Source organism: Leisingera sp. JC11, assembly GCF_040704725.1.
GTDB lineage: Bacteria > Pseudomonadota > Alphaproteobacteria > Rhodobacterales > Rhodobacteraceae > Leisingera.
On the sequence record NZ_JBFCVS010000012.1, the window covers coordinates 124,196 to 148,962 of the forward strand.

Annotated in this window: 22 protein-coding genes and 1 pseudogene; 12 read left to right on the forward strand and 11 right to left on the reverse strand. The window is 66.1% G+C overall.

All coding sequences use genetic code 11. The features are described 5' to 3' along the window. The first annotated feature begins 4 nt into the window (after positions 1-4). Both AB1A62_RS14790 and trpB read left to right on the forward strand, forming a co-directional pair. A complete protein-coding gene (locus tag AB1A62_RS14790; RefSeq protein ID WP_366662222.1) occupies positions 5-658 on the forward strand; it encodes a phosphoribosylanthranilate isomerase in 654 nt (217 codons plus the stop codon). A 506-nt stretch (positions 659-1,164) separates the two neighbouring features. Continuing rightward, positions 1,165-2,424 (forward strand): tryptophan synthase subunit beta, encoded by a 1,260-nt coding sequence (gene trpB / locus AB1A62_RS14795; protein WP_366662223.1) that lies wholly within the window; start codon positions 1,165-1,167, stop codon positions 2,422-2,424. A gap of 74 nt (positions 2,425-2,498) precedes the next feature. On the opposite strand, the gene AB1A62_RS14800 is transcribed toward trpB, so the two are convergent. Together AB1A62_RS14800 and ychF are read right to left on the reverse strand one after the other, a co-directional pair. Continuing rightward, entirely contained in the window at positions 2,499-2,876 is a 378-nt protein-coding gene (locus tag AB1A62_RS14800; RefSeq protein ID WP_366662224.1) for a DUF2237 domain-containing protein, read from the reverse strand. A gap of 150 nt (positions 2,877-3,026) precedes the next feature. Then, positions 3,027-4,124 carry a redox-regulated ATPase YchF gene (ychF, locus tag AB1A62_RS14805; protein WP_039183741.1) on the reverse strand — a complete coding sequence of 366 codons (1,098 nt, stop codon included), beginning with the start codon at positions 4,122-4,124 and terminating at the stop codon, positions 3,027-3,029. Between the two features lie 221 nt (positions 4,125-4,345). On the opposite strand from ychF, the gene AB1A62_RS14810 reads away from it, so the two are divergent. The 8 genes from AB1A62_RS14810 (at position 4,346) to AB1A62_RS14845 (ending at position 12,722) form a co-directional block, all read left to right on the forward strand. Beyond that, positions 4,346-4,843 (forward strand): acyloxyacyl hydrolase, encoded by a 498-nt coding sequence (locus AB1A62_RS14810; RefSeq protein WP_366662225.1) that lies wholly within the window; start codon positions 4,346-4,348, stop codon positions 4,841-4,843. Positions 4,844-4,925: 82 nt separating this feature from the next. After that, the gene (gene trpA / locus AB1A62_RS14815; protein ID WP_366662226.1) at positions 4,926-5,717 is read left to right on the forward strand and encodes a tryptophan synthase subunit alpha; all 792 of its coding nucleotides are present in this window, start codon (positions 4,926-4,928) and stop codon (positions 5,715-5,717) included. 140 nt (positions 5,718-5,857) lie between these two features. Continuing rightward, complete coding sequence (locus AB1A62_RS14820; protein ID WP_366662227.1) at positions 5,858-7,024, forward strand: alpha-hydroxy acid oxidase; 1,167 nt, start codon at positions 5,858-5,860, stop codon at positions 7,022-7,024. Between the two features lie 98 nt (positions 7,025-7,122). After that, the gene (locus AB1A62_RS14825) at positions 7,123-8,865 is read left to right on the forward strand and encodes a di-heme-cytochrome C peroxidase (protein WP_366662228.1); all 1,743 of its coding nucleotides are present in this window, start codon (positions 7,123-7,125) and stop codon (positions 8,863-8,865) included. Positions 8,866-9,012: 147 nt separating this feature from the next. Next, complete coding sequence (locus AB1A62_RS14830) at positions 9,013-9,654, forward strand: 50S ribosomal protein L25/general stress protein Ctc (RefSeq protein ID WP_366662229.1); 642 nt, start codon at positions 9,013-9,015, stop codon at positions 9,652-9,654. Positions 9,655-9,792: 138 nt separating this feature from the next. After that, positions 9,793-11,025 carry an FAD-dependent oxidoreductase gene (locus AB1A62_RS14835; RefSeq protein ID WP_366662230.1) on the forward strand — a complete coding sequence of 411 codons (1,233 nt, stop codon included), beginning with the start codon at positions 9,793-9,795 and terminating at the stop codon, positions 11,023-11,025. A 76-nt stretch (positions 11,026-11,101) separates the two neighbouring features. After that, positions 11,102-11,785 (forward strand): aminoacyl-tRNA hydrolase, encoded by a 684-nt coding sequence (gene pth, locus AB1A62_RS14840; RefSeq protein ID WP_366662231.1) that lies wholly within the window; start codon positions 11,102-11,104, stop codon positions 11,783-11,785. A gap of 16 nt (positions 11,786-11,801) precedes the next feature. After that, positions 11,802-12,722: a nucleoside hydrolase gene (locus AB1A62_RS14845; protein WP_366662232.1), complete on the forward strand. Its 921-nt coding sequence runs from the start codon at positions 11,802-11,804 to the stop codon at positions 12,720-12,722. Between the two features lie 23 nt (positions 12,723-12,745). Here the strand turns inward: AB1A62_RS14845 and AB1A62_RS14850 are convergent, their stop codons facing one another. Next, positions 12,746-13,606: a DMT family transporter gene (locus AB1A62_RS14850; protein WP_366662234.1), complete on the reverse strand. Its 861-nt coding sequence runs from the start codon at positions 13,604-13,606 to the stop codon at positions 12,746-12,748. 117 nt (positions 13,607-13,723) lie between these two features. Between AB1A62_RS14850 and AB1A62_RS14855 the strand changes: the two genes are divergently transcribed. Beyond that, positions 13,724-15,157 carry a PLP-dependent aminotransferase family protein gene (locus tag AB1A62_RS14855; RefSeq protein WP_366662235.1) on the forward strand — a complete coding sequence of 478 codons (1,434 nt, stop codon included), beginning with the start codon at positions 13,724-13,726 and terminating at the stop codon, positions 15,155-15,157. On the opposite strand, the gene fsa is transcribed toward AB1A62_RS14855, so the two are convergent. The 6 genes from fsa to AB1A62_RS14885 all read right to left on the reverse strand — a co-directional run bounded on the left by fsa (position 15,146) and on the right by AB1A62_RS14885 (position 21,661). Then, positions 15,146-15,799: a fructose-6-phosphate aldolase gene (fsa, locus tag AB1A62_RS14860; RefSeq protein ID WP_366662236.1), complete on the reverse strand. Its 654-nt coding sequence runs from the start codon at positions 15,797-15,799 to the stop codon at positions 15,146-15,148. The genes AB1A62_RS14855 and fsa overlap by 12 nt on opposite strands. 186 nt (positions 15,800-15,985) lie before the next feature. Next, complete coding sequence (locus AB1A62_RS14865) at positions 15,986-17,629, reverse strand: FGGY-family carbohydrate kinase (protein WP_366662237.1); 1,644 nt, start codon at positions 17,627-17,629, stop codon at positions 15,986-15,988. A gap of 61 nt (positions 17,630-17,690) precedes the next feature. Beyond that, positions 17,691-18,419, reverse strand: coding sequence for an SDR family oxidoreductase (locus tag AB1A62_RS14870; RefSeq protein WP_366662238.1), 729 nt, complete (start codon positions 18,417-18,419; stop codon positions 17,691-17,693). Positions 18,420-18,446: 27 nt separating this feature from the next. Continuing rightward, positions 18,447-19,703: a sugar ABC transporter permease gene (locus tag AB1A62_RS14875; RefSeq protein WP_366662239.1), complete on the reverse strand. Its 1,257-nt coding sequence runs from the start codon at positions 19,701-19,703 to the stop codon at positions 18,447-18,449. A 2-nt stretch (positions 19,704-19,705) separates the two neighbouring features. Then, positions 19,706-20,509, reverse strand: coding sequence for an ATP-binding cassette domain-containing protein (locus AB1A62_RS14880; protein ID WP_366662240.1), 804 nt, complete (start codon positions 20,507-20,509; stop codon positions 19,706-19,708). A gap of 99 nt (positions 20,510-20,608) precedes the next feature. Next, positions 20,609-21,661: a sugar ABC transporter substrate-binding protein gene (locus AB1A62_RS14885; protein ID WP_366662241.1), complete on the reverse strand. Its 1,053-nt coding sequence runs from the start codon at positions 21,659-21,661 to the stop codon at positions 20,609-20,611. Between the two features lie 251 nt (positions 21,662-21,912). Here AB1A62_RS14885 and AB1A62_RS14890 point away from each other — a divergent pair, with 251 nt between their 5' ends. Next, positions 21,913-22,947, forward strand: coding sequence for a LacI family DNA-binding transcriptional regulator (locus tag AB1A62_RS14890; protein WP_366662242.1), 1,035 nt, complete (start codon positions 21,913-21,915; stop codon positions 22,945-22,947). Between the two features lie 23 nt (positions 22,948-22,970). Here AB1A62_RS14890 and pgi read toward each other — a convergent pair whose 3' ends face one another. Continuing rightward, the gene (gene pgi, locus AB1A62_RS14895; RefSeq protein ID WP_366662243.1) at positions 22,971-24,578 is read right to left on the reverse strand and encodes a glucose-6-phosphate isomerase; all 1,608 of its coding nucleotides are present in this window, start codon (positions 24,576-24,578) and stop codon (positions 22,971-22,973) included. Beyond that, positions 24,575-24,767 (reverse strand): annotated as a pseudogene (locus AB1A62_RS14900) (keto-deoxy-phosphogluconate aldolase); the annotation flags it as partial. The pseudogene AB1A62_RS14900 and the gene pgi, both read right to left, overlap by 4 nt.

Genomic DNA, 24,767 nt, shown 5'->3' on the forward strand with positions numbered 1-24,767 from the left:
AGCCATGAGTGACATCCGGGTCAAGATCTGCGGGCTCAGCACGCCGCAGGATGTGGCAGCCGTTGCCGCGGCCGGGGCGGCCTATGCGGGTTTTGTTTTCTTCCCGAAATCGCCGCGCAACGTCTCCATCGCCCAGGCCGCCGCGCTGGCCATCGAGGCTCCAATTGGCCTGTGCAAGGTGGCGCTGACGGTGAATGCCTCCGACGATGATCTGGACGCAATCACCGGCGCGGTGCCGCTCGACATGCTGCAGCTCCATGGCAAGGAAAGCCCGGAGCGGGTGGCCGAGGTGCGCGCCCGCTACGGCCTGCCGGTGATGAAGGCGGTGGGCATCGCCGATGCGTCGGACGTGCCGCAGATCGCGCTTTATGAACAGGTGGCCGACCAGCTCTTGATCGACGCCAAGCCGCCCAAGGAGGCAGAACTGCCCGGTGGCAACGGCCTCGCCTTCGACTGGCGGCTGCTGGCGGGGCGGAAATACTGGCGAAAGCCTTGGATGCTGGCTGGCGGGCTGACGCCGGAAAACGTGGGTGAAGCCATCCGCATGACCGGCGCCCGGCAGGTCGATGTGTCCTCCGGCGTCGAAAGCGCGCCGGGCGAAAAGGATGCGGGCCTGATCGACGCCTTCACCAAGGCGGCCCACGCCGCCCGCGGCTGACGGCTCGCACCGCCGTCCCCTTAAGCCTGGCTTGCACAGTGCGGGATTTGAGTATTTGGACAAAGAAGAAGCGGCATCCTGTTTCTTCTTCTTTGCATAAATACTCACTACGCAGCTGCTGCTCCAAGGCGCACCGGCCGGGGTGTTGCGTGCCCTGCGTACGCCCCTGTCACCGCATCTTAAACCGCATATGCCATGCTCTCCCCTGATCGCGGTCACCCCCCGGGCCTGACACCCCCGGCACCCAGGAACAGGGCCCTTTGGCAAGGGCGCGCAGAGACAACGTTCAGCGTGCGGGAGCAACCCTCCCGTCCCGCCTCCGCCCCTTGGCGGCGCCGCCAATCTGCATCTTCCAGCCTGAAGGACAGGCAGCAGACCATAGCAAGACAGGAACACACCGGCAGGGTAGGGGCCTTGGCCGGATCAAACCGGTTGCGCAATCTCCCTTTACCATGGCGCTGCCGCGCTATAGTCATGGCGGGCGCTGCGAAAGTGAGGGAAGAACCATGGCCGACGATCTTTTCAACAGCTTCATGAACGGTCCGGACGAAAACGGCCGTTTCGGCATCTTCGGCGGGCGTTTCGTGTCCGAAACCCTGATGCCGCTGATCCTGAGCCTTGAGGAAGAATACAACAAGGCCAAGGACGACCCCTCCTTCTGGGCCGAGATGGACGCCCTGTGGAAGCACTATGTCGGCCGCCCCAGCCCGCTCTATCACGCGGAGCGCCTGACGGCGGAACTGGGCGGCGCCAAGATCTACATGAAGCGCGACGAGCTGAACCACACCGGCGCGCATAAGGTGAACAATGTGCTGGGCCAGATCCTGCTGGCGCGCCGCATGGGCAAGACCCGCATCATCGCCGAAACCGGGGCCGGCCAGCACGGCGTGGCCACCGCCACCGTCTGCGCCAAGTTCGGCCTCAAGTGCATCGTCTACATGGGCGCCCACGACGTGAAGCGGCAGGCGCCGAACGTGTTCCGCATGCGCCTGCTGGGCGCCGAGGTGATCCCGGTCACTTCCGGCCGCGGCACCCTGAAGGACGCGATGAACGATGCGCTGCGTGATTGGGTCACCAACGTGCGCGACACCTTCTATTGCATCGGCACCGCCGCGGGCCCGCACCCGTACCCGGCGATGGTGCGTGATTTCCAGTCGATCATCGGCAAGGAAGTCCGCTGGCAGCTGGCCGAGCAGGAAGGCGAAGGCCGCCTGCCGGACACCGTGATTGCCGCGATCGGCGGCGGCTCCAATGCCATCGGCCTGTTTTACCCGTTCCTGGACGATGCCTCGGTGAACATCATCGGCGTCGAGGCAGGCGGTAAGGGCGTGGATGACCGGATGCAGCACTGCGCATCCCTCACCGGCGGCCGCCCCGGCGTGCTGCACGGCAACCGCACCTACCTGCTGCAGGACGAGGACGGCCAGATCCAGGAGGGCTTCTCAATCTCCGCGGGCCTCGATTACCCGGGCATCGGGCCGGAGCATTCCTGGCTGCATGACACGGGGCGTGCGCAATATGTCTCGATCACCGACAAGGAAGCGCTGGAGGCCTTCCAGGTCAGCTGCCGCACCGAGGGCATCATCCCGGCGCTGGAACCCAGCCACGCGCTGGCCCACGTGATGAAGATCGCGCCGGAGCTGCCCAAGGACCACATCATCGTGATGAACATGTGCGGCCGCGGCGACAAGGACGTGTTCACCGTCGCCAAGCACCTGGGTTTCGACATGTCCGACACCGAGGAAGGCCGCACCTTCGAGGAGTGAGCGGACACGCAGGACAAACGAACAGGCGCCCCGCGGGGGGCGCCTTTTTTGTTGCAGCCCTTCTGCGGGCGGCCTCAGGCCGGGTCGGCGGCGTAGCTTTGCAGCACGCTCAGCGGCACGATGTCGAGCGCGCGCATGTGGGTGGCCTCCAGCAGGACCTTGGGCGCGCAGCCCTCGTCCGCGGCCTGCAGGAAGCGGGCGGCGCACAGGCACCAGCGGTCGCCGGGCTGCAGGCCCGTAAAGCTGAACTCGGGACGCGGCGTCGACAGGTCGTTGCCGACATATTTGGAAAATGCCAGAAACTCCGCCGTGGTCACCACGCAGACCGTGTGGCTGCCCTGATCCTCGGCGCAGGTGTTGCAATGGCCGTCGCGGAAGAACCCGGTCACCGGCGCGGTGGAGCAGGGCGCAAGCGGGCCGCCCAGTACGTTGATGCTGTCGTCTTTGTTCATGGGGTGCCCCGTCCCTGATACGGTTGAGTGTAATGATAGGGCGAAACTGCCGCCCGTCCCGGTATTTCCGGCAGCGGGGGCGGGGCTGTCAAACGCAAACCGCCCGCCAGCGGGGCTGACGGGCGGCTTAGAAACTCACCGGAATGCGGATCAGGTGTTGAACAGGAAGTGCAGCACGTCGCCGTCCTTGACGACATAGCTTTTGCCTTCGGCCCGCATCTTGCCGGCTTCCTTGGCGCCCTGTTCGCCGTTGCAGGCGATGAAATCGTCATAGGCGATGGTTTCGGCCCGGATGAAGCCCTTCTCGAAATCGCCGTGGATAACACCCGCCGCCTGCGGCGCTGCGGTGCCTGTGCGGATGGTCCAGGCGCGTGCTTCCTTGGGGCCGACTGTAAAGTATGTTTCCAGGTGAAGCAGCTCATAGCCTGCGCGGATCAGCCGGTCCAAACCAGCCTCCTCCAGACCCATTTCCTCCAGGAACATTTGGGCTTCTTCGGCTTCCAGCTGGCTGATCTCTTCCTCGATCTGGGCAGAGATGATCACATGGCTGTTGCCCTGCGCCGCGGCCATTTCGGCGACCTTGGCGGAGTGGGCGTTGCCCTCGACCGATTCCGACTCGCCCACGTTGCACACGTACAGGACCGGCTTGGTGGTCAGCAGTTGCAGCATCTTCCAGGCCTTGGCGTCCTCGGCGTCGACCTCGACCAGGCGGGCAGGCTTGCCGTCTTCCAGCATCGCCTGCGCGGCGGCCAGCAAGCGGTCCTGCTGCTGGGCTTCCTTGTCGTTGCCCTTCAGCTTGCGCACCAGGTTGGCGCGGCGCTTCTCGATGCTTTCGAGGTCGGCCAGCATCAGCTCGGTCTCGATCACCTCGGCGTCCGTGACCGGATCGACGCGGCCGTCCACATGGGTCACGTCGCCGTCTTCAAAGCAGCGCAGCACATGGGCAATCGCATCGGTTTCGCGGATGTTGGCCAGGAACTGGTTGCCCAGTCCTTCGCCCTTGGAGGCGCCTTTCACCAGGCCCGCGATGTCGACGAAAGTCATCCGGGTCGGGATGATCTGCTTGGAGCCGGCAATTGCCGCCAGCTTGTCCAGCCGCGCGTCCGGCACGCCGACCTCACCCACGTTGGGTTCGATGGTGCAGAACGGAAAGTTGGCCGCCTGCGCCGAGGCGGTTTTGGTCAGCGCGTTGAACAGCGTCGATTTGCCCACGTTGGGCAGGCCGACGATTCCCATTTTAAAGCCCATTGCGGCCTCCTGATGCCATTTGGGAGCTGCTTCTAGGCAGCATTGGGGTCCCGTGCAAGCCATGTGTGGATGGCAGAACTGCCACAGTCGCCATCTGTGTGCCGCTTCACAGACAGTATGCACACTGATTTTCCATAACGCCCTTGGCAAAGATTCAGGGAGTTTTAGAAGAGAGCTGAAAAAGCTTGGCCAAAAGTCATTATTTTTTCGAGGGGCGAAAAATGAAGAAGACGGTAATTCTGGCGGCCGCGGTTTCGGCAGCCATGGCACTGCCTGCTGCGTCGCAGGAACTGGCGCTGGGTCTGGGCTATTCCGACTACCACCGCGAGACCGCCGACGACGGGGCGATTTTCTCGGTGGACTACCTGCATGCGCCGTTTCATGAGCGCGGCCGGCTGTCGGCGCGGTTCGGCGCCACGCTGGAGGTGCAGGATGCGGGCGACATTTTTGCCGGTGTCGGCATCAGCGGCGTGATCGACCTGAACAACGACTGGTTCATCGAGACCAGCGTGATGCCGGGGGCCTATCACGAGAGCTCGCGGGAGAATGATCTGGGCTCCGCCTTCGAAATCCGCAGCCTGCTGGCGGTGGGCAAACGGTTCCACAACGGCAAGGCGGTGTCGCTGGCGTTCAGCCACAAGTCCAACGCCTCCACTGCGGATGAGAACCCGGGCGTGAACTCGCTGACCCTGCGCTGGCATATTCCGTTGGGCGGCTGAGCCGGGCCGCAAAACTGCGCGGGATTGATTTCCCGCGCAACATTCGGCACACCGGGGCGGACAGATTTCAAAAGGCCCGCCCATGACCCGTATCGATGCCAAATTCGCCGAACTGAACGCCGCCGGCAAGAAAGCCTTTGTCACCTATGTGATGGCGGGCGACCCCGACTACGAGACCTCGCTGGAGGTGGTGAAGGGGCTGCCGGCCGCCGGCGTCGACATCATCGAGCTGGGCCTGCCGTTCACCGATCCGATGGCCGACGGCCCGACCATCCAGCTGGCCGGCCAGCGCGCGCTGGACGGCGGCATGACCCTGGAAAAGACGCTGCAGCTGGCTGCTGACTTCCGCAAGGGCGACGACACCACCCCGATCGTGCTGATGGGCTACTACAACCCGATCTACAACCGCGGCGTGGACAAGTTCCTGGAAGACGCCAAGGCTGCGGGCATCGACGGGCTGATCGTGGTGGACCTGCCGCCGGAAGAGGATGACGAGCTGTGCATCCCGGCACAGAAGGCGGGGCTGAACTTCATCCGCCTGGCCACCCCCACCACCGACGACGCGCGCCTGCCCAAGGTGCTGCAGAACACCTCTGGCTTTGTCTACTACGTGTCGATCACCGGCATCACCGGCGCCGCCGAGGCCGAGGCCGGCGACGTCGGCCCCGAGGTCGCCCGGATCAAGGCGGCCACCGATCTGCCGGTCATCGTGGGCTTTGGCATCAATACGCCGGAGAAGGCGCAGAACATCGCCTCGATCTCCGACGGTGCGGTGGTGGGCAGTGCCATCGTCAGCCAGATCGGCGCCGGCAAATCCCCGGCCGAGGTGCTGGCGTTTGTGAAATCCCTCGCGGACGGCGCCCACAAGGGCTGACGCTCTTACACAGTCAGGATTGAAAAGCCGCGCCTCCGGGCGCGGTTTTTGCGTTTCCAGGGGTGCGGCAAACGGGGCGTTGCTTTTGCTGTTTTGAATTGGTAAAGAAACTTTACCAAATTAAAGCGGGAGAGAGTCCGGTGCCGGTGATTACCAATATCAACGACCTGAAGCGCATCTATGAACGCCGTGTGCCGCGGATGTTCTATGACTATGCCGAAAGCGGCAGCTGGACCGAACAGACCTTCCGCGAGAACACCTCGGACTTCGAGCAGATCCGCCTGCGCCAGCGGGTGGCGGTGGACATGACCGGGCGCACCACGGCGACCCGGATGATCGGCCAGGACGTGGCGATGCCGGTGGCGCTGGCGCCGGTGGGGCTGACCGGGATGCAGCACGCCGACGGCGAGATCAAGGCGGCCCGCGCGGCGGAGGAATTCGGCGTGCCCTTCACCCTGTCCACCATGTCGATCAACTCGATCGAGGAAGTGGCGGAGGCGACCGGTAAGCCGTTCTGGTTCCAGCTCTATACGATGAAGGACGAAGACTACATCCGCCGCCTGATCCAGCGGGCCAAGGATGCCAAATGCTCGGCGCTGGTGATCACGCTGGACTTGCAGATCCTGGGCCAGCGCCACAAGGACCTGAAAAACGGCCTGTCCGCCCCGCCGAAGCTGACACCCGCCACCATTGCCAACCTGATGACCAAATGGACCTGGGGCCTGCAGATGCTGGGGGCCAAGCGGCGCAATTTCGGCAATATCGTCGGCCACGTGCAGGGGGTCTCCGACACCTCGCAGCTGGGCGCCTGGACTGCAGAGCAGTTCGACCCGGCGCTGGACTGGGGCAAGGTCGAAAAGCTGATGGAGATGTGGGGTGGCAAGGTGATCCTGAAGGGGATCCTGGACGCCGAGGACGCCAAAATGGCGGCCAAGCTGGGCGCCGATGCCATCGTGGTGTCGAACCACGGCGGGCGGCAGCTGGACGGGGCGCTGAGCTCAATTCGGATGCTGCCGGAGATCATGGATGCGGTGGGCAGCGACGTCGAGGTGCATCTGGACAGCGGCATCCGCTCCGGCCAGGACGTGCTGAAGGCGCTGGCGCTGGGCGCCAAGGGCACCATGATCGGCCGCGCCTTTGTCTATGGCCTCGGTGCCATGGGGCAGCAGGGCGTCACCGCGGCGCTGGAGGTGATCCGCAAGGAGCTGGACACCACCATGGCGCTGTGCGGCGAGCGCTCTGTCGAGGGCCTGGGGCGCCATAACCTGCTGATCCCGGAGGATTTCGGCGGCCGCTGGCAAGCGTGAAGCCAGCGAAATAAAGACAAACGAACAGAGTTTTTGCTGTCCAAGCCTCCCGTATGCGCGCAACCTTTGGTTGTGAGATTTGGTATCGGGAGGATTTGATGAGGACGTTCCTGGCAACCTGCGCGATCGGCGCGGCAGCGATGGCGGCGCCGGCGGCGGCGCAGACGGTTTATGTCAACCAGGGCAGCGACTGGACGCCCGGCCTGCGCCAGCAGTTCTATACCCAGGACCAGGGCGCCCGCATCATGCCCATCAGCTGGATGCGGGCGCTGACCCTGCCGGACGGCGAGGCGTTCCTGCATGATGCGCTGGCGCGCTACGGCTACCTGCCGATGGCCGGGCGGCAGGACGCGGACCTGCCCGCGGGCTTCACCACCAATGGCAGCGGCGCGGATACGGCGGTGGGGGTGACCTGTTCCGCCTGCCACACCCGCCAGATCGAGGTCAGCGGCACCGCCTACCGGATCGACGGCGGCCCCGGCATCGTCGACTTCCAAAGCTTCCTGAAGGATCTGGACGAGGCCGTGCTGGCGGTGCTGGCGGATGCAGGCGCCTTTGACACTTTTGCGGACAAGGTGCTGGTCAGCGGCGGGTCAGTTTCTGAACGCAACGCGCTGAAGGAGCAGGTTGAGGTCTGGAGCAACCGGTTCCACACCCTGATTGACCGCTCGCTGCCGGACCCGGCCTGGGGACCTGCGCGGCTGGATGCGGTGTCGATGATCTTCAACCGCCTGGCGGGGCTGGATATCGGTGAGGCCTCCGACGATTACCTGATCCCGGAAAACATCGCGGTGGCGGATGCGCCGACCCGCTACCCGTTCCTGTGGAACGCTGCGCGGCAGGATTTCACCCAATGGCCGGGGTTCTCCGCCAACGGCAACGACCTGCTGGGCCTGTCGCGCAATCTGGGCGAGGTTTACGGCGTCTTTGCCGATTTCCGCCCGCAGCCGCAGGCCGGGCTGCTGTTCAACCGCGATTACATCTCGCGGAACTCGGCCAACTGGGACGGGCTGAAAGAGCTGGAGCAATGGATCTGGGACATCGGCGCGCCGCAGTGGCCGTGGGAGCTGGACCATGATCTGGCGGCGGCAGGCGAGGCGGTGTTCAACCGTACCGCAGCCGAGGGCGGCTGCGTGTCCTGCCACGGCAAGAAGAAGGGCAAGTTCCGCTCGATCTTCCACACCACATGGGAGACGCCGATCCTGGATGCGGGCACCGACACGCGGGAATGCGGGGTGCTGACGCGCATGGTGAAAACCGGGGTGCTGGACGGCGCGTCGATCCCGCTGACCGGCACCACGCTGGGCACGGAGGCCAAGGCGTTCGACGTGCTGGCGGTGTCGGTGATCGGCGCCATCGTGCAGCATTCGCTGGGCGCCTTCGGCGAGGATTTCGTCAAGACCGCCAAGGCGGCGGAGGCGACGCCGGGCAACGCCGACGACCGCAAGGCGCTGTCGCAGTTCGAGGATCTGCGCAAAGCCTTCCCCACCGGCGATAATGCAGGAATGCTGAATTCCGCGGCGGAACCGGGCTGCAAATACGAGGCGCGGGTGCTGGACGGTATCTGGGCTGCGGCGCCTTATCTGCACAACGGATCGGTGCCGACGCTGCGCGACCTGCTGACCGCGCCCGAAGACCGCCCGGCGGCCTTCAAACCCGGCCCGAACTACGATATCGAGGCGGTGGGCATGGCAGCGGAGCAGACCGCCTTTGACCACGTGATCGAGACCACCGGCTGCGATCAGCTTGATTCGGGCAATAGCCGCTGCGGCCATGATTACGGCACCAGCCTGTCAGAAGCGGACAAAAAGGCGCTGCTGGAGTACCTGAAGTCGATCTGAGCACCACGAAATGCGGCCGCAGCCCTGCCTGCAAGGGCTGCGGCGGCACGAAACCCCTTTCCAAACCGGCTGAACGGGTCTATAGGCACGGCTTCACGCGGGGTGACAGCCTTGGAGGCACCCCGGCAGTCATATTGGAGAATTAAGATGGCAAAAGAGATTCCTGATCTCGTAGCCCAGGAACGTGCGGGGACGGGCAAGGGCGCCGCTCGCGCTGCGCGCCGCGCAGGCATGGTTCCGGGTGTGGTTTATGGCGGCGACGTGGATCCGGTCGCGATCCAGATCCCGTTCAACGAACTGCTGAAAAAGCTGAAAGCCGGCCAGTTCAAGTCCACCCTGTGGAACCTGAAAGTGGAAGGCCATGACGACGTGCGCGTGATCTGCCGCGACGTTCAGCGCGATGTGGTGAAGGACCTGCCGACCCACCTCGACCTGATGCGCCTGCGCCGGACCTCGAAGATCAACCTGTTCATCCCGGTTGAGTTCATCAACGAAGACCAGGCCCCCGGCATCAAGAAGGGCGGCATGCTGAACGTGACCCGCCCCGAGGTTGAGCTGGTTGTGACCGCCGGCGACATCCCCGAGAAGCTGGTTGTCGACATGGCCGGCCTGAACATCGGCGACGTTGTCACCATCTCGTCGATCGAGCTGCCGAAAGGCACCAAGCCGACCATCGACCGCGACTTCGTGATTGCCAACATTGCGTCGCCCGGCGGCCTGTCCTCTTCCGATGACGAAGAAGGTGAAGGCGAAGAAGGCGAAGCAGTGGAAGCAGCTGCTGAAGAATAAGACCCACGCCCCTCGGGCAACGGTTTTGCGGGCTCCCATCCGGGGGCCCGTTTTTTTAGTGCGGCAGGCCGTTTTCCGGTGATTGACTTTTGCCCGCGCCGCTGCCCCAGTTCCGCCTGAGGATTGGGAGGAACGGGCATGGCGGATTACGATATTGCCATTGCAGGCGCAGGGGCCGTGGGGATGAGCTGCGCGCTGTGGGCGCAGATGCGCGGCCACAGGGTGCTGCTGATCGACCCGGAGGACCCGGGATCAGGCACCAGTTACGGCAACGCCTGCACCCTGGCGACCTATGCCTGCCTGCCGGTCAATGATCCCTCGGTGCTGACCTCGCTGCCCAGCCTGATGTTTTCCAAGGACAGCCCGTTGTCGCTGTCCTATGCCCACGCGCTGCGCAATCCGGGCTGGATGCTGTCTTTCCTGGCCAACTGCCGTCCCGCGGCCTCTCGCCGGATAGCGGGTCATCTGGCTGATCTGCTGTCGCACGCCGACGCCGGGATCAATCCGCTGATTGAGGCCGCGGGCGCGCAGGATCTGGTGGTGGAGCGCGGCCAGCTGTCGGTCTGGTCGACGGAGAAGGCCGCCAGCGCCGGGCTGGAGCGCCGCCGCGCCCTGGGCGTGCCCTGGCGGGAGGTGGATCCGGAGGAAGCGCTGGATATGGAGCCGGGGCTGCGGCTGCCCGTCAGGCGCGCGGTGCATTTTCACGCCGCCCGGCATTTGCGCGATCCGCTGGAATTCATCACCCGGATGCACCGCACCTATACCGAATTGGGCGGCACCACCCTGCGCGCCAGGGCTGACGCGGTGAGGGTTTCAGGCACGGGCGTGGAAGTGCAGGCCGGCGGCCAAAGCCTCACCGCGGGCCATGCAGTGATTGCCAGCGGTGCATTCTCCAAGCAGATCGCGGGGGCAGGGGCGGAGCGTCTGCCCCTGGGCACCGAGCGCGGCTACCACGTGATGTATGAAGGCGAGGCGCACCGGGTGACGCGGCCCGTGGGCTGGGGCGAGGCCGGGTTTTACGCGGTGCCGCATGCAAAGGGTTTGCGGCTGACCGGCACGGTGGAGATCGCGGCGCTGGATGCGCCCATGAACATGCGCCGGCTGGCCTACATCGCGCGCAAGGGGGCGGAGATGCTGGGGGGCCTGCCCGCACCCGGCAGCGAATGGCTGGGCTACCGCCCGACGATGCCGGACTCGCTGCCGGTCATTGGCCGCAGCCCGCAGTCGGAGCGGGTGCTTTATGCCTTTGGCCATCAGCACATCGGGCTGACCCTGGGCGGCATCACCGGGCGCTTGATCGCGGATCTGGCGGAGGGCCGCCAGCCGAATGTCGATCTGGCACCCTATGCGGCCGGCCGCAGCTATGTCTGAAGCCGCGCGGCTCTGGATTCCGGGCGCCAAATAGGGCATCACTCGGTTTCCTTGAAACGCAGATTGAGCTCCGTCCATGAAACTCTTTGTCGGCCTTGGCAATCCTGGCCCGAAATATGAGCGCAACCGCCATAACATCGGCTTCATGGCGCTGGACCAGATCGCCGGCGATCACGGGTTCAGCCCCTGGAAGTCCAAGTTCCAGGCGCAGATCTGCGAGGGCAATCTTGGCGGCGAGAAGGTGCTGCTGCTGAAGCCGCAGACCTTCATGAACCTGTCCGGCCAGTCGGTGGGGGAGGCGATGCGGTTCTACAAGCTGACGCCGGCCGATGTGGTGGTTCTGCATGACGAGCTGGACCTGGCGCCGGGCAAGGCGCGCATGAAGCAGGGCGGCGGCCATGCCGGCCACAACGGGCTGCGCTCGATCCATTCCCATATCGGCGCCGACTACGCGCGGGTGCGGCTGGGGATCGGCCATCCGGGCCATAAGGACGCGGTGGCGGGCTATGTGCTGCGCGACTTCCCCAAGGCGGATGAGGGCTGGCTGGACGACCTGATGCGGGGCATCTCCGACGGTGCGGCGGAACTGGCCAGGGGCGACGGCGGCAAGTTCATGAATGCGGTTGCCCTGCGGGTGGCGCCGCCGCGCAGCTCCACCACCAAGCCCAAGGCTGAAGCGAAGGCCGGGAAGGCACCCAAGGAGGAACCGGCGCCGGACACCCGCTCGCCGCTGGAAAAACTGATGGACAAGTTCAAGTAAGCCAAGAGGCAGACAGATGGTGAAACTGATTATCGACACCGATCCGGGCATCGACGATGCAATGGCGATCTTCTATGCCGCCGCGGCCCCGGACATCGACCTCTTGGGCCTGACCACGATCTTCGGCAATGTGACCACGGCAACCGCCACCCGCAACGCGCTGCGCCTGCTGGAAGCGGCGGATCTGGACGTGCCGGTGGCCTCGGGTGCCACTGCGCCGCTGGTGCTGCCGCCGTTCAAGCCCTCGTCCCATGTGCACGGCGAGGAAGGCTTTGGCGACCTCCCCGCGGCAGAGCCCAAGGGCCAGCCGCTGGAGGAGGACGCCGCGGATTTCCTCTGCCGCATGGCGCGCGAGCACAAGGGCGAGCTGGTGGTCTGCCCGATCGGGCCGCTGACCAATATCGCGCTGGCGATGCAGCGCGACCCGGAGTTCATCCAGAACGCGAAGTCCATCGTGGTGATGGGCGGCTCGCTGGAGGAGGGCGGCAATATCACGCCCCACGCCGAGGCCAATATCTATCATGATCCGCATGCCGCGGATGTGGTCTGCAAGGGCGGCAGCAAGGTGGTGTTTGTCGGTCTGGACGTCACCCACCGCATTCTCTGCCTGGCCGAGGACTTCGAGGCGATTGCCTCCAAGTCGCCGGAGCTGGGCGGCATGCTGCAGGAGATGTCGTATTTCTACCTCAAGTTCTATCTGGAGGTCGCGGGCAAGAACGGCTGCTCGCTGCATGACCCGGCGGCGGTGATCGCCTGCACCAACCCGGAGCTGTTCGGGATGCGCGATGTGGCGCTTGAGGTGTCCTGCGAGAGTGAAACCTCCGGCGCCACCCTGGCCGCGCCGGACAGCGGGCGCGACCCGGTCAAGGTCTGCATGACGGTGGATGCGGAGGCGGTGAAATCGCTGTTCCTCAAAAGGCTGGCGCTGCTGCCGTAACCCGCCGGGCGGCCTGCGGGCCGTCACGCATACCGCTTGGCCCCGGCGACGCAGAGCACCACAAAGGCGGTGGCACCCAGCATGGCGGGGGCCACCGGCTCTGACAGCAGCACCGCGGCGAGGATCAGGCCGAAAAACGGCTGCAGCAGCTGCAGCTGCCCGACCCCGGCGGTGCCGCCGAGTGCCAGGCCGCGGTACCAGAACACAAAGCCGATAAGCATCGAGAACATCGAGACGTAGCCCAGGCTGATCCAGACCGGCAGGGTCAGACCGGCCAAGGTAGCGGGCCGGAAGGCAAAGGCGGCTGCGGCCATCACCGGCAGCGCCAGCGCCAGCGCCCAGGAGATCACCTGCCAGCCGCCAAGCCGCCGCGACAGCTGCGCGCCCTCGGCGTAGCCCAGCCCGCACAAGATTACGGCGGCCAGCATCAGCGCATCCCCGGTCAGCGACACATCCGCGCTCTGCGACAGGGCAAAGCCCGCCACCGCCAGGCTGCCGAGGATCGAAAACAGCCAGAACAGCGGACCGGGCCGCTCGCCGCCGCGCAGCACGCCGAAGACGGCGGTTGCCAGCGGCAGCAGGCCGATGAAGACCGTCGAATGCGCCGCGGTGATGTGCTGCAGCGCCATCGCGGACAGCAGCGGAAAGCCGATCACAACCCCCGCTGCGGTCACCGCGATCGAGGGCAGGTCCTGCCGCCGCGGCAGGGGCTGGCGCAGCAGCAGCAGCAGCGCGGCGCCGAGCAGGGCGGCAATGGCAGCGCGGGCCGAAGTCAGGAACAGCGGGTCCAGCATGCCGACCGCAACGCGGGTTGCGGGCAGCGAGCCGCTGAAGATCACAACCCCCAGCAGCCCGCTGCCCCAGCCTGAAAACGTCGTCTGCATGGTCTCTCTCCTGTGCTTTTGGGGTTTCTAGGGGCGCGGTGATGCAATAGACAGATACAAAGCCATACAGTTTTGATGAACTGTACTGGTGTGCGGAGCAATACAGCGAGGTCCCCCATGGCGCAGCCTTCCCGCCGTATGATGGTCATCAATGACATCCGGCGGCGCATCACCTCGCGGGCGCTGGTGGCGGGGGACAAGCTGCCGTCGGTCCGGGGCTGCGCGGCCAAGCTGGGCGTGTCGCCGTCGACCGTGGCCGAGGCCTATGATGTGCTGGCCGCCGAAGGCGTGATCCAGGCCCGGCGGGGCGCGGGGTTCTATGTGGCCGCCAAGCCGCAGCCCTTTGCGGTGTCGGAGACCGGGCCGCAGCTGGCGCGGGAGGTGGACCCGTTGTGGGTGGCGCGGCAGTCGCTTGATTCCGGCACCGGCGCGGCCAAGCCCGGCTGCGGCTGGCTGCCGGAGGACTGGATGCCGGTTGCCGCCCTGCGCCGGGCGATGCGGGCGCTGGCGGCTGCACCCGACGCGGTGCTGACCGAATACGGCAGTTCCAAGGGCGCCGCCGGGCTGCGCCGCCATATCAGCCGCCAGCTGTTCGACCAGGGGCTGGCCTGCCCGCCGGACCAGGTGCTGCTGACCGGCTCCGGCTCGCAGGCGCTGGATCTGGTCTGCCGGATGCTGCTGCGCCCGGGCGACACCGTGCTGGTCGATGATCCCTGCTATTTCAATTTCCAGGCGCTGCTGCGGGCGCATCAGATCCGCATCGTCGGGGTGCCCTACACACCGGACGGCCCGGATCTCGACCGTTTCGAAGCCGCCCTGGGCGAACACCATCCGCGGCTCTACCTGACCAACTCGGCGCTGCACAATCCGACCGGCGCGACGATTTCGGCGCCGGTAGCGCACCGGGTTCTGGCGCTGGCCGCGCAGCATGACCTGATCATTGTCGAAGACGATATCTTTGCAGGCTTCGAGCCGGACCTGTCGCCGCGGCTGGCAACGCTGGACGGGCTGGAGCGGGTGGTGCGGACCGGCAGCTTTTCCAAGACCCTGTCGGCCTCGCTGCGCTGCGGTTACATCGCGGCCCGCGGCAGCTGGATCGAGGCGCTGACCGATCTGCAGGTTGCGGTGAACTTCAGCGGCCCCAGCCCGATGGTGGCGGAGCTGCTGCATGCGGTGTTGACGGATGGCAGCTACCGCAAGCACCTGGAGGCCCTGCGCCACCGGCTGCGCCGCTGCCGGGCACAGGTGCAGGCGCAGCTTGCGGACCTCGGGATCCGGCCCTGGGTGCAGCCGCGCGGCGGTTTCTACCTGTGGTGCGAGCTGCCGGGCGGAGCGGACGCGGCGGCCATTGCCCGCGCCGCGTTGCAGGAGGGCCTGGTGCTGGCGCCGGGCAACGTGTTCAGCGTATCGCAAAGCATGACGCCGTTCATGCGGTTCAATGTGAGCCAGATGCAGGACGCCGCCTGCTGCCGGACCCTTGCGCGGCTGCTGGAAGCCCGGCCGGGCGCGGCAGAGGGCGGCATTGCTCCGGGGACGGCCTCAGAGGATTGACTGCCCGGTCTCGGCCCAGTCCTTGGCGAACTGCGCGAGGCCCTTGTCCGTCAGCACGTGGCTTGCCAGCCCCTTGATCACCACGGGCGGGACAGTGGCGACATGGGCACCGGCGATGGCCGCTTCCTTGACGTGATTGGCGCTGCGGACCGAGGCGGCCAGCACCTCGGTTTCGAAGGCGTAGGTGTCGCAGATCATGCGGATCTCGCGGATCAGCTCCATGCCGTCGAGGCCAAGGTCGTCGAGCCGGCCGACGAAGGGGCTGATGTAGGTGGCGCCCGCCTTGGCCGCCAGCAGCGCCTGGTTGGCGGAGAAGCACAGGGTCACATTGGTCCGGATGCCCTGAGCGGTGAAGTGGCGGCAGGCCTTCAGCCCCTCCAGCGTCAGCGGCAGCTTGATCACCACATTGTCCGCGATCCGGGCCAGATGCTCGCCCTCGGCGATCATGGCGGGGGCCTCCATCGCAGCGACCTCGGCCGAGACCGGACCGTCGGTCAGGGCGCAGATCTCGGCAATCACCTGTTTGAAATCACGGCCCGATTTGGCAATCAGGCTGGGGTTGGTGGTGACTCCGTCCAGCAGCCCGTACTGGGCCAGCTCCTCGATGTCCGCCACGATGGCGGTGTCGGCAAAGAATTTCATGCCTGTGTCTCCTTCTGAGCGTTTCTCGGGTTCTGCGGAGCAAGCGCCCGCAGGCAGTTCGCAAGCGCCAAGATCTCCGCATCAGCGGTCTGACCGGCGGCTTTAAGGTCTTCGGGTCGGTGCCTTTCTTCTGAGGTTGGACTGTCCGGGCGCCAGCCGGCCGCTTGCCCCGGTCCGCGGCGGTGCCTAGCCGCTGCAGGCCCGGACGTGCCGGGCGGCGTCCTGAAGCGCCTGGAAGGTTTTGTAGCGGCTCTCGTGGGCCTGCCGGATGGCGCCTCCGGCGGGCCTGTAGCATTGCGACGTCCGGGACATTGCGGCCATGGCTGCGCCGGCGCCGGGAACGATCCCCGCGGCCAGGCAGCCGAGGATGGCCGAGCCGAGCAGCACCGGCTCCGCTGCTGCGCTGGCGTAGACGGGTTTGCCGGTGGCGTCGGCCAGCAATTGCCGCACCAGCCCGGACTGCCCGGCGCCGCCGCTGATGGCGATCCGGCTGACCGGTGCACCGGCGCGGTCCTGCGCCTCGATGATCTGTCGCAGCCCGTAGCCGATGCCGCAGAGGCCCGCTGCGTAGAGCGCGACCAGGCTGTCCCGCTCCCGCTCCATGCCAAGCCCGGCAATCACGGCCCTTGCATAGGGATCCGCATGCGGCGCCCGGTTGCCAAGGAATTCCGGAACCACGTGCATGCCGCGGGCCAGCTCCACAACAGCGGAAGGGCTGCCGGCCTTCTGTCCGGCCAGCCGGGAGAGGTGCTCCGGAAGTGTCAGCCCCTGCGCGCGCGCCGCCGTTTCCGCTTGGGCGGCTGCCGGGTGAAAGGACAGCAGCTGATCAATGGCCGCGCCTGCCGCGGACTGGCCGCCTTCGTTGAGCCAGAGACCGGGAATCATCGCAGAGTAGTAGGGCCCCCAGACCCCGGGCACGAACACCGGCTCGCGGGTGCTTGTCATGGTGCAGGAGGAAGTGCCGAAGACATAGCCGAGACTGTCCTCGGGTGCACCGTCGGCGCCGGCCGTGCCCAGGCCTCCGGCATGGGCGTCGATCAGCCCGGCCGCCACCGGCGTTCCCGGTTCCAGCCCCAGTTCCTCCGCTGCCGCTTCCGTCAGCCCGCTGCCCAGCGGCGTGCCCGGGTCCACCACCCGCTGCCCGATCCGGGCGAATTCCCCGTCCGCGAGACAGCCCAGGCCAATCTGGTGGAAGTAACTGGCATCCCAGCGTCTTTCATGCGCGAGATAGGTCCATTTGCAGGTCACGGTGCAGGCAGAGCGGGCCAGATCGCCGGTGGCCCGCCAGGTCAGGAAGTCGGTGAGGTCGAAGAACTGCCAGGCAGCGCCGAAAACCTCGGGGCGGTTTTCCTTGAGCCACAGCAGCTTTGGCGTTTCCATCTCGGGCGAGATCGTGCCGCCGACGTATTGCAGAACGGAATGGCCCGTTGCGTTGATCCGTTCGGCCTGGGCGATGGCGCGGTGGTCCATCCAGACAATGATGTCGCGCTGCGGCGCGTCCGGGCTGCCGACCGGCAGCGGCGCGCCGCCTGGCCCCAGCACCACCAGCGAGCAGGTCGCGTCGAATCCGATGCCGGCCACGTTGCCGGGATCAATGCCCGCCCCGGCCACCGCGGTGCGCACCGCAGTGCAGACGGCCTGCCAGATTTCGCGGCTCGATTGCTCAGCGATGCCGCCGCCCTCGCGGTGGAGCGAGATCGGGGATTTGCCGGCGGCCTGCATGCGGCCGTCCAGGGTGAAGACGCCGGCCCGGGCGCTGCCAGTGCCAACATCAATACCGAGGAGATAGCGTTCCGCGGGCGCGGAACTCTGGATCTGGTCTTGGGTCATCTGATTTCCACTTGCCGGAGGGGCGGGCGGGCCGCCTGGGCCTGCCCTGGGAACAGCGCCGTCAGAGGTCGACGCTGTTGGGGAGGATTACGAGATCGCGGATCACCACATTGCGCGGCCGTGTCAGCATGAACAGCACCGCCTCGGCCACCTCCTGCGGCTGCATCAGGGAGCCGTTGGCCAGCGCCTCTTCCATCTTCTCCTCGGGCCAGTCATCCAGCAGCGCCGTCACCACCGGCCCCGGCAGAACCGCCCCCATGCGGATGCCGTGTTCCGAGACCTGGCGCCGGGTCGCGTGCAGAAAGGCCTGCACCGCGAATTTCGAGGCGGTGTAGACCGGCTCCCAGACGACCGGCACCACTCCGGCCACGGAACTGGTGAAGATGATGTCGCCGCTCTTGCGTTCGATCATGTGCGGCAGCACCGTGCGAACGCAGCGGAAGGCGGCATTGATGTTCAGGTTGAGCATCCGGTCCCAGGCGTCGGGATCTCCTTCTGCCGCCGGCCCGCCGATATAGGCGCCCGCATTGGCGTGGAAAATGTCGAGCTGACCGGTATGGCTGAGGATGCGCGGCAGCATATCCGACACCTGCGCGCCGTCGAGCAGGTCCGCCACCAGGGGGGCCGCATTGCTGCCGAAGCCTTCGCACAGCTGATGCAGCCGGTCCGCGTCGCGGTCGATCAGGACCACTTTGGCACCTTCCGCCAGCAAGGTCCTGGCGCATTCCAGGCCGATGCCCGATGCCGCGCCGGTGATTGCGGCCACCTTGTTTTCCATTCGTGAGGTCATGAGTTTTCTCCCGATTCACATGCCGGATCAGCCACGGCCGTGGCTTGCGCGGGACTGGCGCGCCAGCGAGTCGACGATGACGGCGATGGCGAGCACGGCGCCGGTGATCATGTAGCGCAGCGAGGAGCTGAGGTTCAGCAGCGTCAGCCCGTTGGAAATCGCCTGGATCACCAGGATGCCCAGGAGCGCCGACCAGGCCGAGCCGCGGCCGCCGAACAGCGAGGTGCCGCCGATCACCGCCGCGGCAATGGCGTTGAGGTTCACATCGCCGGTGCCTGCCTGCTGGCTGGCGGAGGCCAGCCGCGCCGCGGACAGCACGCCGCCGAGCGCTGCCAGGGTGGAGCACAGCACAAAGGCGCTGAGGCGGATGCGGTTCACGTTGATGCCCGAGCGCCGCGCCGCTTCCGCGTTGCCGCCGACGGCGAACATCGACCGGCCCCATTTGGTGCGGGTCAGGGCATAGTTCATCGCCACCACCAGCAGGACGAACAGGCCGAACATCCACGGAATGCCGCGGCACTGGTTCAGGTAGAAGACAGCGGCCTCCAGCGCCAGGGTCAGCACGGCGGCCTTGGCCAGCAGAACGCTCAGGCCCGGGCTGGACAGGTTGGCTTCGGCCCGGCGGCGGCTGGTGCGCAGGCCAAGCAGCACCAGGGCTGCGCCGGGCAGCAGCGCCACCGCATAGGCAAACCAGTCCGGCATGATCATGATCTGGCCGAAACGCACCAGCGCAGAGCTGTAGGGCAGGTTGATCGAGCCGGTCGGCCCCAGGATGTAGAGCTGCAGGCCCAGCAGCGCCAGCAGCCCGGCCAGGGTGGAAACGAAGCTGGGCATGCCGAAACGGTTGAGGAAGGTGGCATAGACCAGCCCGGTCGCCGCGCCGGCGGCCAGCGCCGCTGCAATGGCCAGCGGCAGCGGCCAGCCCATGGTGGCCCAGAGCACGCCGATCAGCGCCGAGGAAAGCCCGCTCATCGAGCCGACCGAAAGGTCGATCTGCCCCAGCATCAGCACGCAGACGATACCCAGCGAGATAAAGCCCACCGCGGCGGCGTCGAAAAGCAGGTTCACAAGGTTGTTCGGGGCCAGGAAGATCGGGTTGATCGAGGAAAACACCACCGAGATGAGAACCAGGCCCACGGCCACCGGAAGCATGCCCAGATCGCCCGAGCGGACCCGGCCGGCAAAGGCGCGAAGCTCGCCCGGAATACCTTCGTCATGCCGTACGCGGCTGTCCGAGCGGTCGAGTTTGGCGGGGCTGGCACCATTTGTGCTGTGATCAGTCATTGTCAGTCCTGTGTCGCTTCGAGCTTGCGCGCGCGGCGGCGCGAGACGGCGTTTTCCGCCGCGCCGGTGATGGCGGCGACCAGCTCTTCATTGGAGGTTTCGGCGGTGAACACACCGTTGTTGCGGCCCAGGCGCAGCACCACGATCCGGTCTGCCACTGCCCGCACGTCCTCCATATTGTGGGAAATCAGGATCACCCCGTGGCCGCGGCCGCGCACCCGCTCGATCAGGTTCAGCACCTCGGCGGTTTGCGCCACGCCCAGGGCGGCGGTGGGCTCATCCAGCATGATGATGTGGGGATCCAGCAGCAGCGAGCGGGCGATCGCAACGGTCTGGCGCTGGCCGCCGGACAAGGAGGCAATCGGCTCGCGCACCGAGGGGATGCGCGCCGCCAGCTCCTGCAGCAGGGTCCAGGCGCGGACCTCCATCTGCACCTCGTCAAGCCGCCAGGGCGTCAGTTCGTGGCCGAGAAACAGATTGGCCACCACATCGAGGTTTTCGCACAGGGCCAGGTCCTGGAACACGGTGGCGATGCCCATCTCCAGCGCCTTGCCGGGGGTGTCGAGCGTCACCGGCCGGCCGCAGAATTCGATGCGGCCTGCGGTGGGCTGATGAACGCCCGCAAGCACCTTGATCAGGGTCGATTTGCCGGCGCCGTTGTCGCCGACCAGCGCAACCACCTCGCCGGCATGGACGTCCAGTTCGATGTCCGTCAGCGCCGAGACTGCGCCGAACTGCTTGGAGATGCCGCGCAGGCGCAGGATCGGCTCGCCCGGCGTTCTTGAATGCGGATTGGGGTCTGTCATGCGGTACGGGCCTTTTCCAGTTTGCGTGGCGTCGGGCCTTGTGCTCATCCCGGGCGCCGGGGGGCGGACCCGCCGGCGGCGGTCGGCGGAGCCAAGCGGTCAGTTGAGGATACCAAGATCACGGCAGGCGGCGGCGTATTCGCCGGTGCAGACGTCTTCCGGTGCCTGGATGCCCTTGTCGAAGATTTCCGCCTTGATGTTTTCCTGGGTCACCACGGCAGGCACGAAGAGTTCGGACGGGGTGTCATAAAGCGTGGTCTTTGCGTCCGGGGTCTCGCCTTTCAGGAAGGCGGCGGTCACCTCCGCAGCGGCCCGGGCAACGACCTCGGACGGCTTGGAAATGGTGTTGTACTGGTCGCCGGAGATGATCAGCTGCAAGGCTGCGATGGTTGCATCATTGCCGGTCACCGGCGGCACAGGGTCGACGCCGGCAGCCTTCAGCGCCGCGATGGCGCCGCCGGCGGTGCCGTCATTTGCGGCAACAATGCCGGTGATTTCATTGCCGAAACGGGTGATCTGGCCGGCCGCCCATTCCTGCGCTTTCGGCGGCGCCCAGTCCGGCGTGTCATATTCGGCGAGGGTTTTGAACTGCGACGAGTCCAGGGCCGAGTCGATGCCATCCCGGATCAGCCCGGCCGCGGCGTCGGTGGGCGAGCCGTTGATCTGCAGCACGCCGGCGCCGTCCGGCACACCCGCGTCCTTGAGGTGATCCACCAGGGACTGCGCGATGGCATTGCCGATGCCTTGGTTGTCGAAGGAGACATAGTAATCTGCCGGCACGTCCGGGATCGGCCGGTCGTAGGCAATCACTTTCACATCCTGGGACCGGGCAATCTGCACCAGCGCCGCGGCTGCGGAAGAGTCGACCGGATCCAGCACGATGATCTTTGCGCCCTGCGCAATCACCGAGTTGAACTGCTGCTGCTGCAGCGACACATCCGCATTGGCATTCTGGTAGATCACGGTGCAGTCAGGACACAGCTCGCTCATCGCGGTCTTGAAGCCCGGGAAGTCATGCTCCTCATAGCGGGTCGAAGCCTGGTCCGGCATCAGAAAGGCAACCGTTGCGGCGTCCTGAGCGGCGGCAGGCGCCGCCAGCGCGGCCGCGGCGAAACCTGCAAGGGCTGCCAGCAATTGTTTCTGTGTGTTCATGTGTCTCCTCCACAAATCTTACGGGTTCCGAGAGTGCACGCGGAGGGGGATGTAGGGGCTGCCGCGCCGCCGGCCCGCAAAAGGCTGCGGCGGTTCCCGCTGCCACGGCACCGGGAACCCTTGTTTCCTCCCTGCGCACCCGGATTCTGGATGCTCTATCGGTTGCGCACGTTTGCTCAATCGATGGAGCATGATTGCTGCGGGAGGTGTTTGATGTCAAGTTTGAAGAATAAGTAACAAGGAGATCCCAAGTGGACACGGGCGGCTCAGACGGTCAGAAAGAGAAGATTTCTCCAAAGAGGCCAACGATTTATGATTTGGCGGAGCTGGCTGGAACGTCCCCCAGCGCGGTGAGCTCGGTTCTGAACGGAACTTGGAAGAAACGCCGAATCAGCGAGAAGCTCGCCAAGCGCATCTCCAAAATCGCCGAAGAGCAGGGCTATGCGGTGAACATTCAGGCCAGTGTTCTGCGCCGGGTGCGGTCAAACATCATCGGGATGATCATGCCGAAATACGACAACCGTTACTTTGGTGCGATCGCGGAGCAGTTCGAGGCGCTGGCGCGCGCGCGCGGCCTGTTTCCGGTGATCACATGCACCCAACGGGAACCGGAGCTGGAGTTCGAGGCCGCGCGGGAGCTGGTCTCCTACCAGGTCGACTGCCTGATCTCCACCGGCGCCACCGATCCTGACCGGATCAGCGAATTCTGCGCCGCGGCCGGGGTGCGCTCGATCAATCTCGACCTGCCCGGCAGCAAGGCGCCGTCCGTCGTCTCGGATAACTTCGCGGGCGCCAGGGATCTGACGCGCCTGCTTCTGCAGCGCTTCGCGGCACCGGCAGCCGAAGGGCAGCCCTTGCTGTTCATCGGCGGACGCGGCTCGGATCACAACACCGCTGAGCGGATCCGCGGGTTCGAGGCCGCCCATGCGGAGTTCGGCATTCCCCTGCCGCCGGAAAACATCCTGCCCTGCGGCTATGCCGCGCAAAAAGCCGAAGACGCCTTGGACGCCTTTCCCTCCTCGCTGCCTGCGGGATTGTTCGTGAACTCCACGATCACGCTTGAGGGGGTGATCCGCTGGCAGGCCCGCAACCCCAGCCGCGCGTTCGAATTCGGGTGTTTCGACTGGGACCCGTTTGCAGCCCTGCTGCCGGGGAACGTGGGCATGGTTCAGCAGGACGTGGCTGGCATGCTGGCCAAGGTCTTTGAGCTGACCGCAACGGAGGCGTCCCCGGATCTGAACGTGGAAATACCTTGCATCATCAAGCGGCTGGGCGGCCAGGGCTGAGGGCGGCCGGACGCCCGGCCGCCTCAGCCGGACAGCCTGGCCAGCAGCCCCCGCGTGGAGCCGTCCTTGCCGTCCGCCGGGGCGCCCTGCACCATGGGCAGCAGGGAGCCTGCCAGCTCCTTGCCCAGCTCCACACCCCATTGGTCAAACGAATTGATGCCCCAGATCACCCCTTCCACAAACACCCTGTGTTCGTAAAAGGCGATAAGCTGCCCCAGCACAAAGGGCGTGAGCCTGGTATAGGCCAGGGTGACGGACGGGCGGTTTCCCGGGAACGTCCGGTGCCGGGCAAGGCAGTCCTGACTTACGGCGGCGTCTTCGGCCCCTTGCGCCAGTTTCCGGGCCGCTTCCAGCGTCCGGCCGCGCATCAGCGCCTCGGACTGGGCCAGGCAATTCGCCTTCAGCAGGTCATGATGCTCTTTCAGATGCGGTTCATGGCTCTCTGCGGCAATCAGGAATTCCGCCGGAACGATCTGGGTGCCCTGATGCAGCAGCTGATAAAACGCATGCTGTCCGTTGGTGCCGGGCTCCCCCCAGACAACCGGGCCTGAGGCGCGCTGCAGCGGCGCGCCGCAGCTGGTCACGCGCTTGCCGTTGCTCTCCATGTCCAGCTGCTGGAGGTAGGCAGGCAGCCGGTCGAGCCGCTGGTCATAGGGCAGCACCGCCCGGGTTGCATAGCCGCAGATATTGCTGTGCCAGATCCCGGTCAGGGCCATCAGCACCGGCAGGTTCTGCCGCAGCGGCGCGGCGCGGAAGTGCTGGTCCATCTGGCAGCCGCCCGCCAGGAACTCCCGGAACCTCTCAGCGCCGGTGGCAATCATGATGGGCAGGCCGACCGGCCCCCACAGCGAATACCGGCCGCCGACCCAGTCGGCGAACCCGAACACCCGGTCCTCCGCAATGCCGAAGCCTGCCGCCCGCGCCGGAGCAGAGGACACCGCCGCGAGATGCCCCGCCGCATCGCCGCCCACCGCCTCCTCGAGCCAGCGCACCGCGGTTCTGGCATTGGTCATTGTCTCCACTGTCGTGAAGGTCTTGGACGCGATGATGAACAGGGTTGTCCCGGGATCGAGCAGAGCCAAAGTGTCCGAGATCTGCGCCCCGTCCGCATTGGACACAAAATGGCAGCGCGGGCCCGAGTGATAGGGTGCCAGCGCCCGCACCGCCATCAGCGGGCCCAGGTCCGACCCGCCGATGCCGATGTTGACGACATCGGTGAACGCCCGGCCGCCCGGCGCGGTGATGGTGCCGGTCCGGATGCCTTCGGCAAAACGCTCCATCCTGTCTCTTGCGGCCTTGATCCCGGGGCGGACATCCTCGCCGCCGGCCGCAAGCGCACCCGTGTCCTGCGAGCGCAGGGCCGTGTGCAGCACGGCCCGGCCCTCCGTTGCATTCGAACGGGCGCCCCGGAACATCGCATCCCGCTTGTCCGGAACCCCGCTCTCTTCGGCCAGGGCAATCAGATCCTGCAGGATCTCCTCGTCCAGATTGGTCTTTGAGAAATCCAGAAGCAGCCCGCCGGTTTCGGCAGAAAACGCCTGAAACCGCTGCGGATTGCTGAACAGGCTGAGGATCGGGCGGTCGGCCACGGCGGCATGATGATGCTCAAGCCGGGTCCAGCTGTCATTCATGATGTTCTCCCGAATTTGCTGGCCTCGTTTGCCAGGTTTTTAATTGCGTTCCAGTTTCGGGTTTGGACGAGGTTCTTGGGTGCGGTCCAGCTGCCGCCTGCGCAGACCACGTTGGGCAGGCTGAGGTAGCTTTCGGCGTTTTGCGGGGTGATGCCGCCGGTGGGGCAGAAGGAGATCTGCGGCAAGGGC

Coding starts and splice junctions, on each gene's coding strand:
- AB1A62_RS14790 (WP_366662222.1), top strand. CDS start 5: ATGAGTGACATCCGGGTCAAGATCTGCGGGCTCAGCACGCCGCAGGAT.
- trpB (WP_366662223.1), top strand. CDS start 1,165: ATGGCCGACGATCTTTTCAACAGCTTCATGAACGGTCCGGACGAAAAC.
- AB1A62_RS14800 (WP_366662224.1), bottom strand. CDS start 2,876: ATGAACAAAGACGACAGCATCAACGTACTGGGCGGCCCGCTTGCGCCC.
- ychF (WP_039183741.1), bottom strand. CDS start 4,124: ATGGGCTTTAAAATGGGAATCGTCGGCCTGCCCAACGTGGGCAAATCG.
- AB1A62_RS14810 (WP_366662225.1), top strand. CDS start 4,346: ATGAAGAAGACGGTAATTCTGGCGGCCGCGGTTTCGGCAGCCATGGCA.
- trpA (WP_366662226.1), top strand. CDS start 4,926: ATGACCCGTATCGATGCCAAATTCGCCGAACTGAACGCCGCCGGCAAG.
- AB1A62_RS14825 (WP_366662228.1), top strand. CDS start 7,123: ATGAGGACGTTCCTGGCAACCTGCGCGATCGGCGCGGCAGCGATGGCG.
- AB1A62_RS14830 (WP_366662229.1), top strand. CDS start 9,013: ATGGCAAAAGAGATTCCTGATCTCGTAGCCCAGGAACGTGCGGGGACG.
- AB1A62_RS14835 (WP_366662230.1), top strand. CDS start 9,793: ATGGCGGATTACGATATTGCCATTGCAGGCGCAGGGGCCGTGGGGATG.
- pth (WP_366662231.1), top strand. CDS start 11,102: ATGAAACTCTTTGTCGGCCTTGGCAATCCTGGCCCGAAATATGAGCGC.
- AB1A62_RS14845 (WP_366662232.1), top strand. CDS start 11,802: ATGGTGAAACTGATTATCGACACCGATCCGGGCATCGACGATGCAATG.
- AB1A62_RS14850 (WP_366662234.1), bottom strand. CDS start 13,606: ATGCAGACGACGTTTTCAGGCTGGGGCAGCGGGCTGCTGGGGGTTGTG.
- AB1A62_RS14855 (WP_366662235.1), top strand. CDS start 13,724: ATGGCGCAGCCTTCCCGCCGTATGATGGTCATCAATGACATCCGGCGG.
- fsa (WP_366662236.1), bottom strand. CDS start 15,799: ATGAAATTCTTTGCCGACACCGCCATCGTGGCGGACATCGAGGAGCTG.
- AB1A62_RS14865 (WP_366662237.1), bottom strand. CDS start 17,629: ATGACCCAAGACCAGATCCAGAGTTCCGCGCCCGCGGAACGCTATCTC.
- AB1A62_RS14870 (WP_366662238.1), bottom strand. CDS start 18,419: ATGACCTCACGAATGGAAAACAAGGTGGCCGCAATCACCGGCGCGGCA.
- AB1A62_RS14875 (WP_366662239.1), bottom strand. CDS start 19,703: ATGACTGATCACAGCACAAATGGTGCCAGCCCCGCCAAACTCGACCGC.
- AB1A62_RS14880 (WP_366662240.1), bottom strand. CDS start 20,509: ATGACAGACCCCAATCCGCATTCAAGAACGCCGGGCGAGCCGATCCTG.
- AB1A62_RS14885 (WP_366662241.1), bottom strand. CDS start 21,661: ATGAACACACAGAAACAATTGCTGGCAGCCCTTGCAGGTTTCGCCGCG.
- pgi (WP_366662243.1), bottom strand. CDS start 24,578: ATGAATGACAGCTGGACCCGGCTTGAGCATCATCATGCCGCCGTGGCC.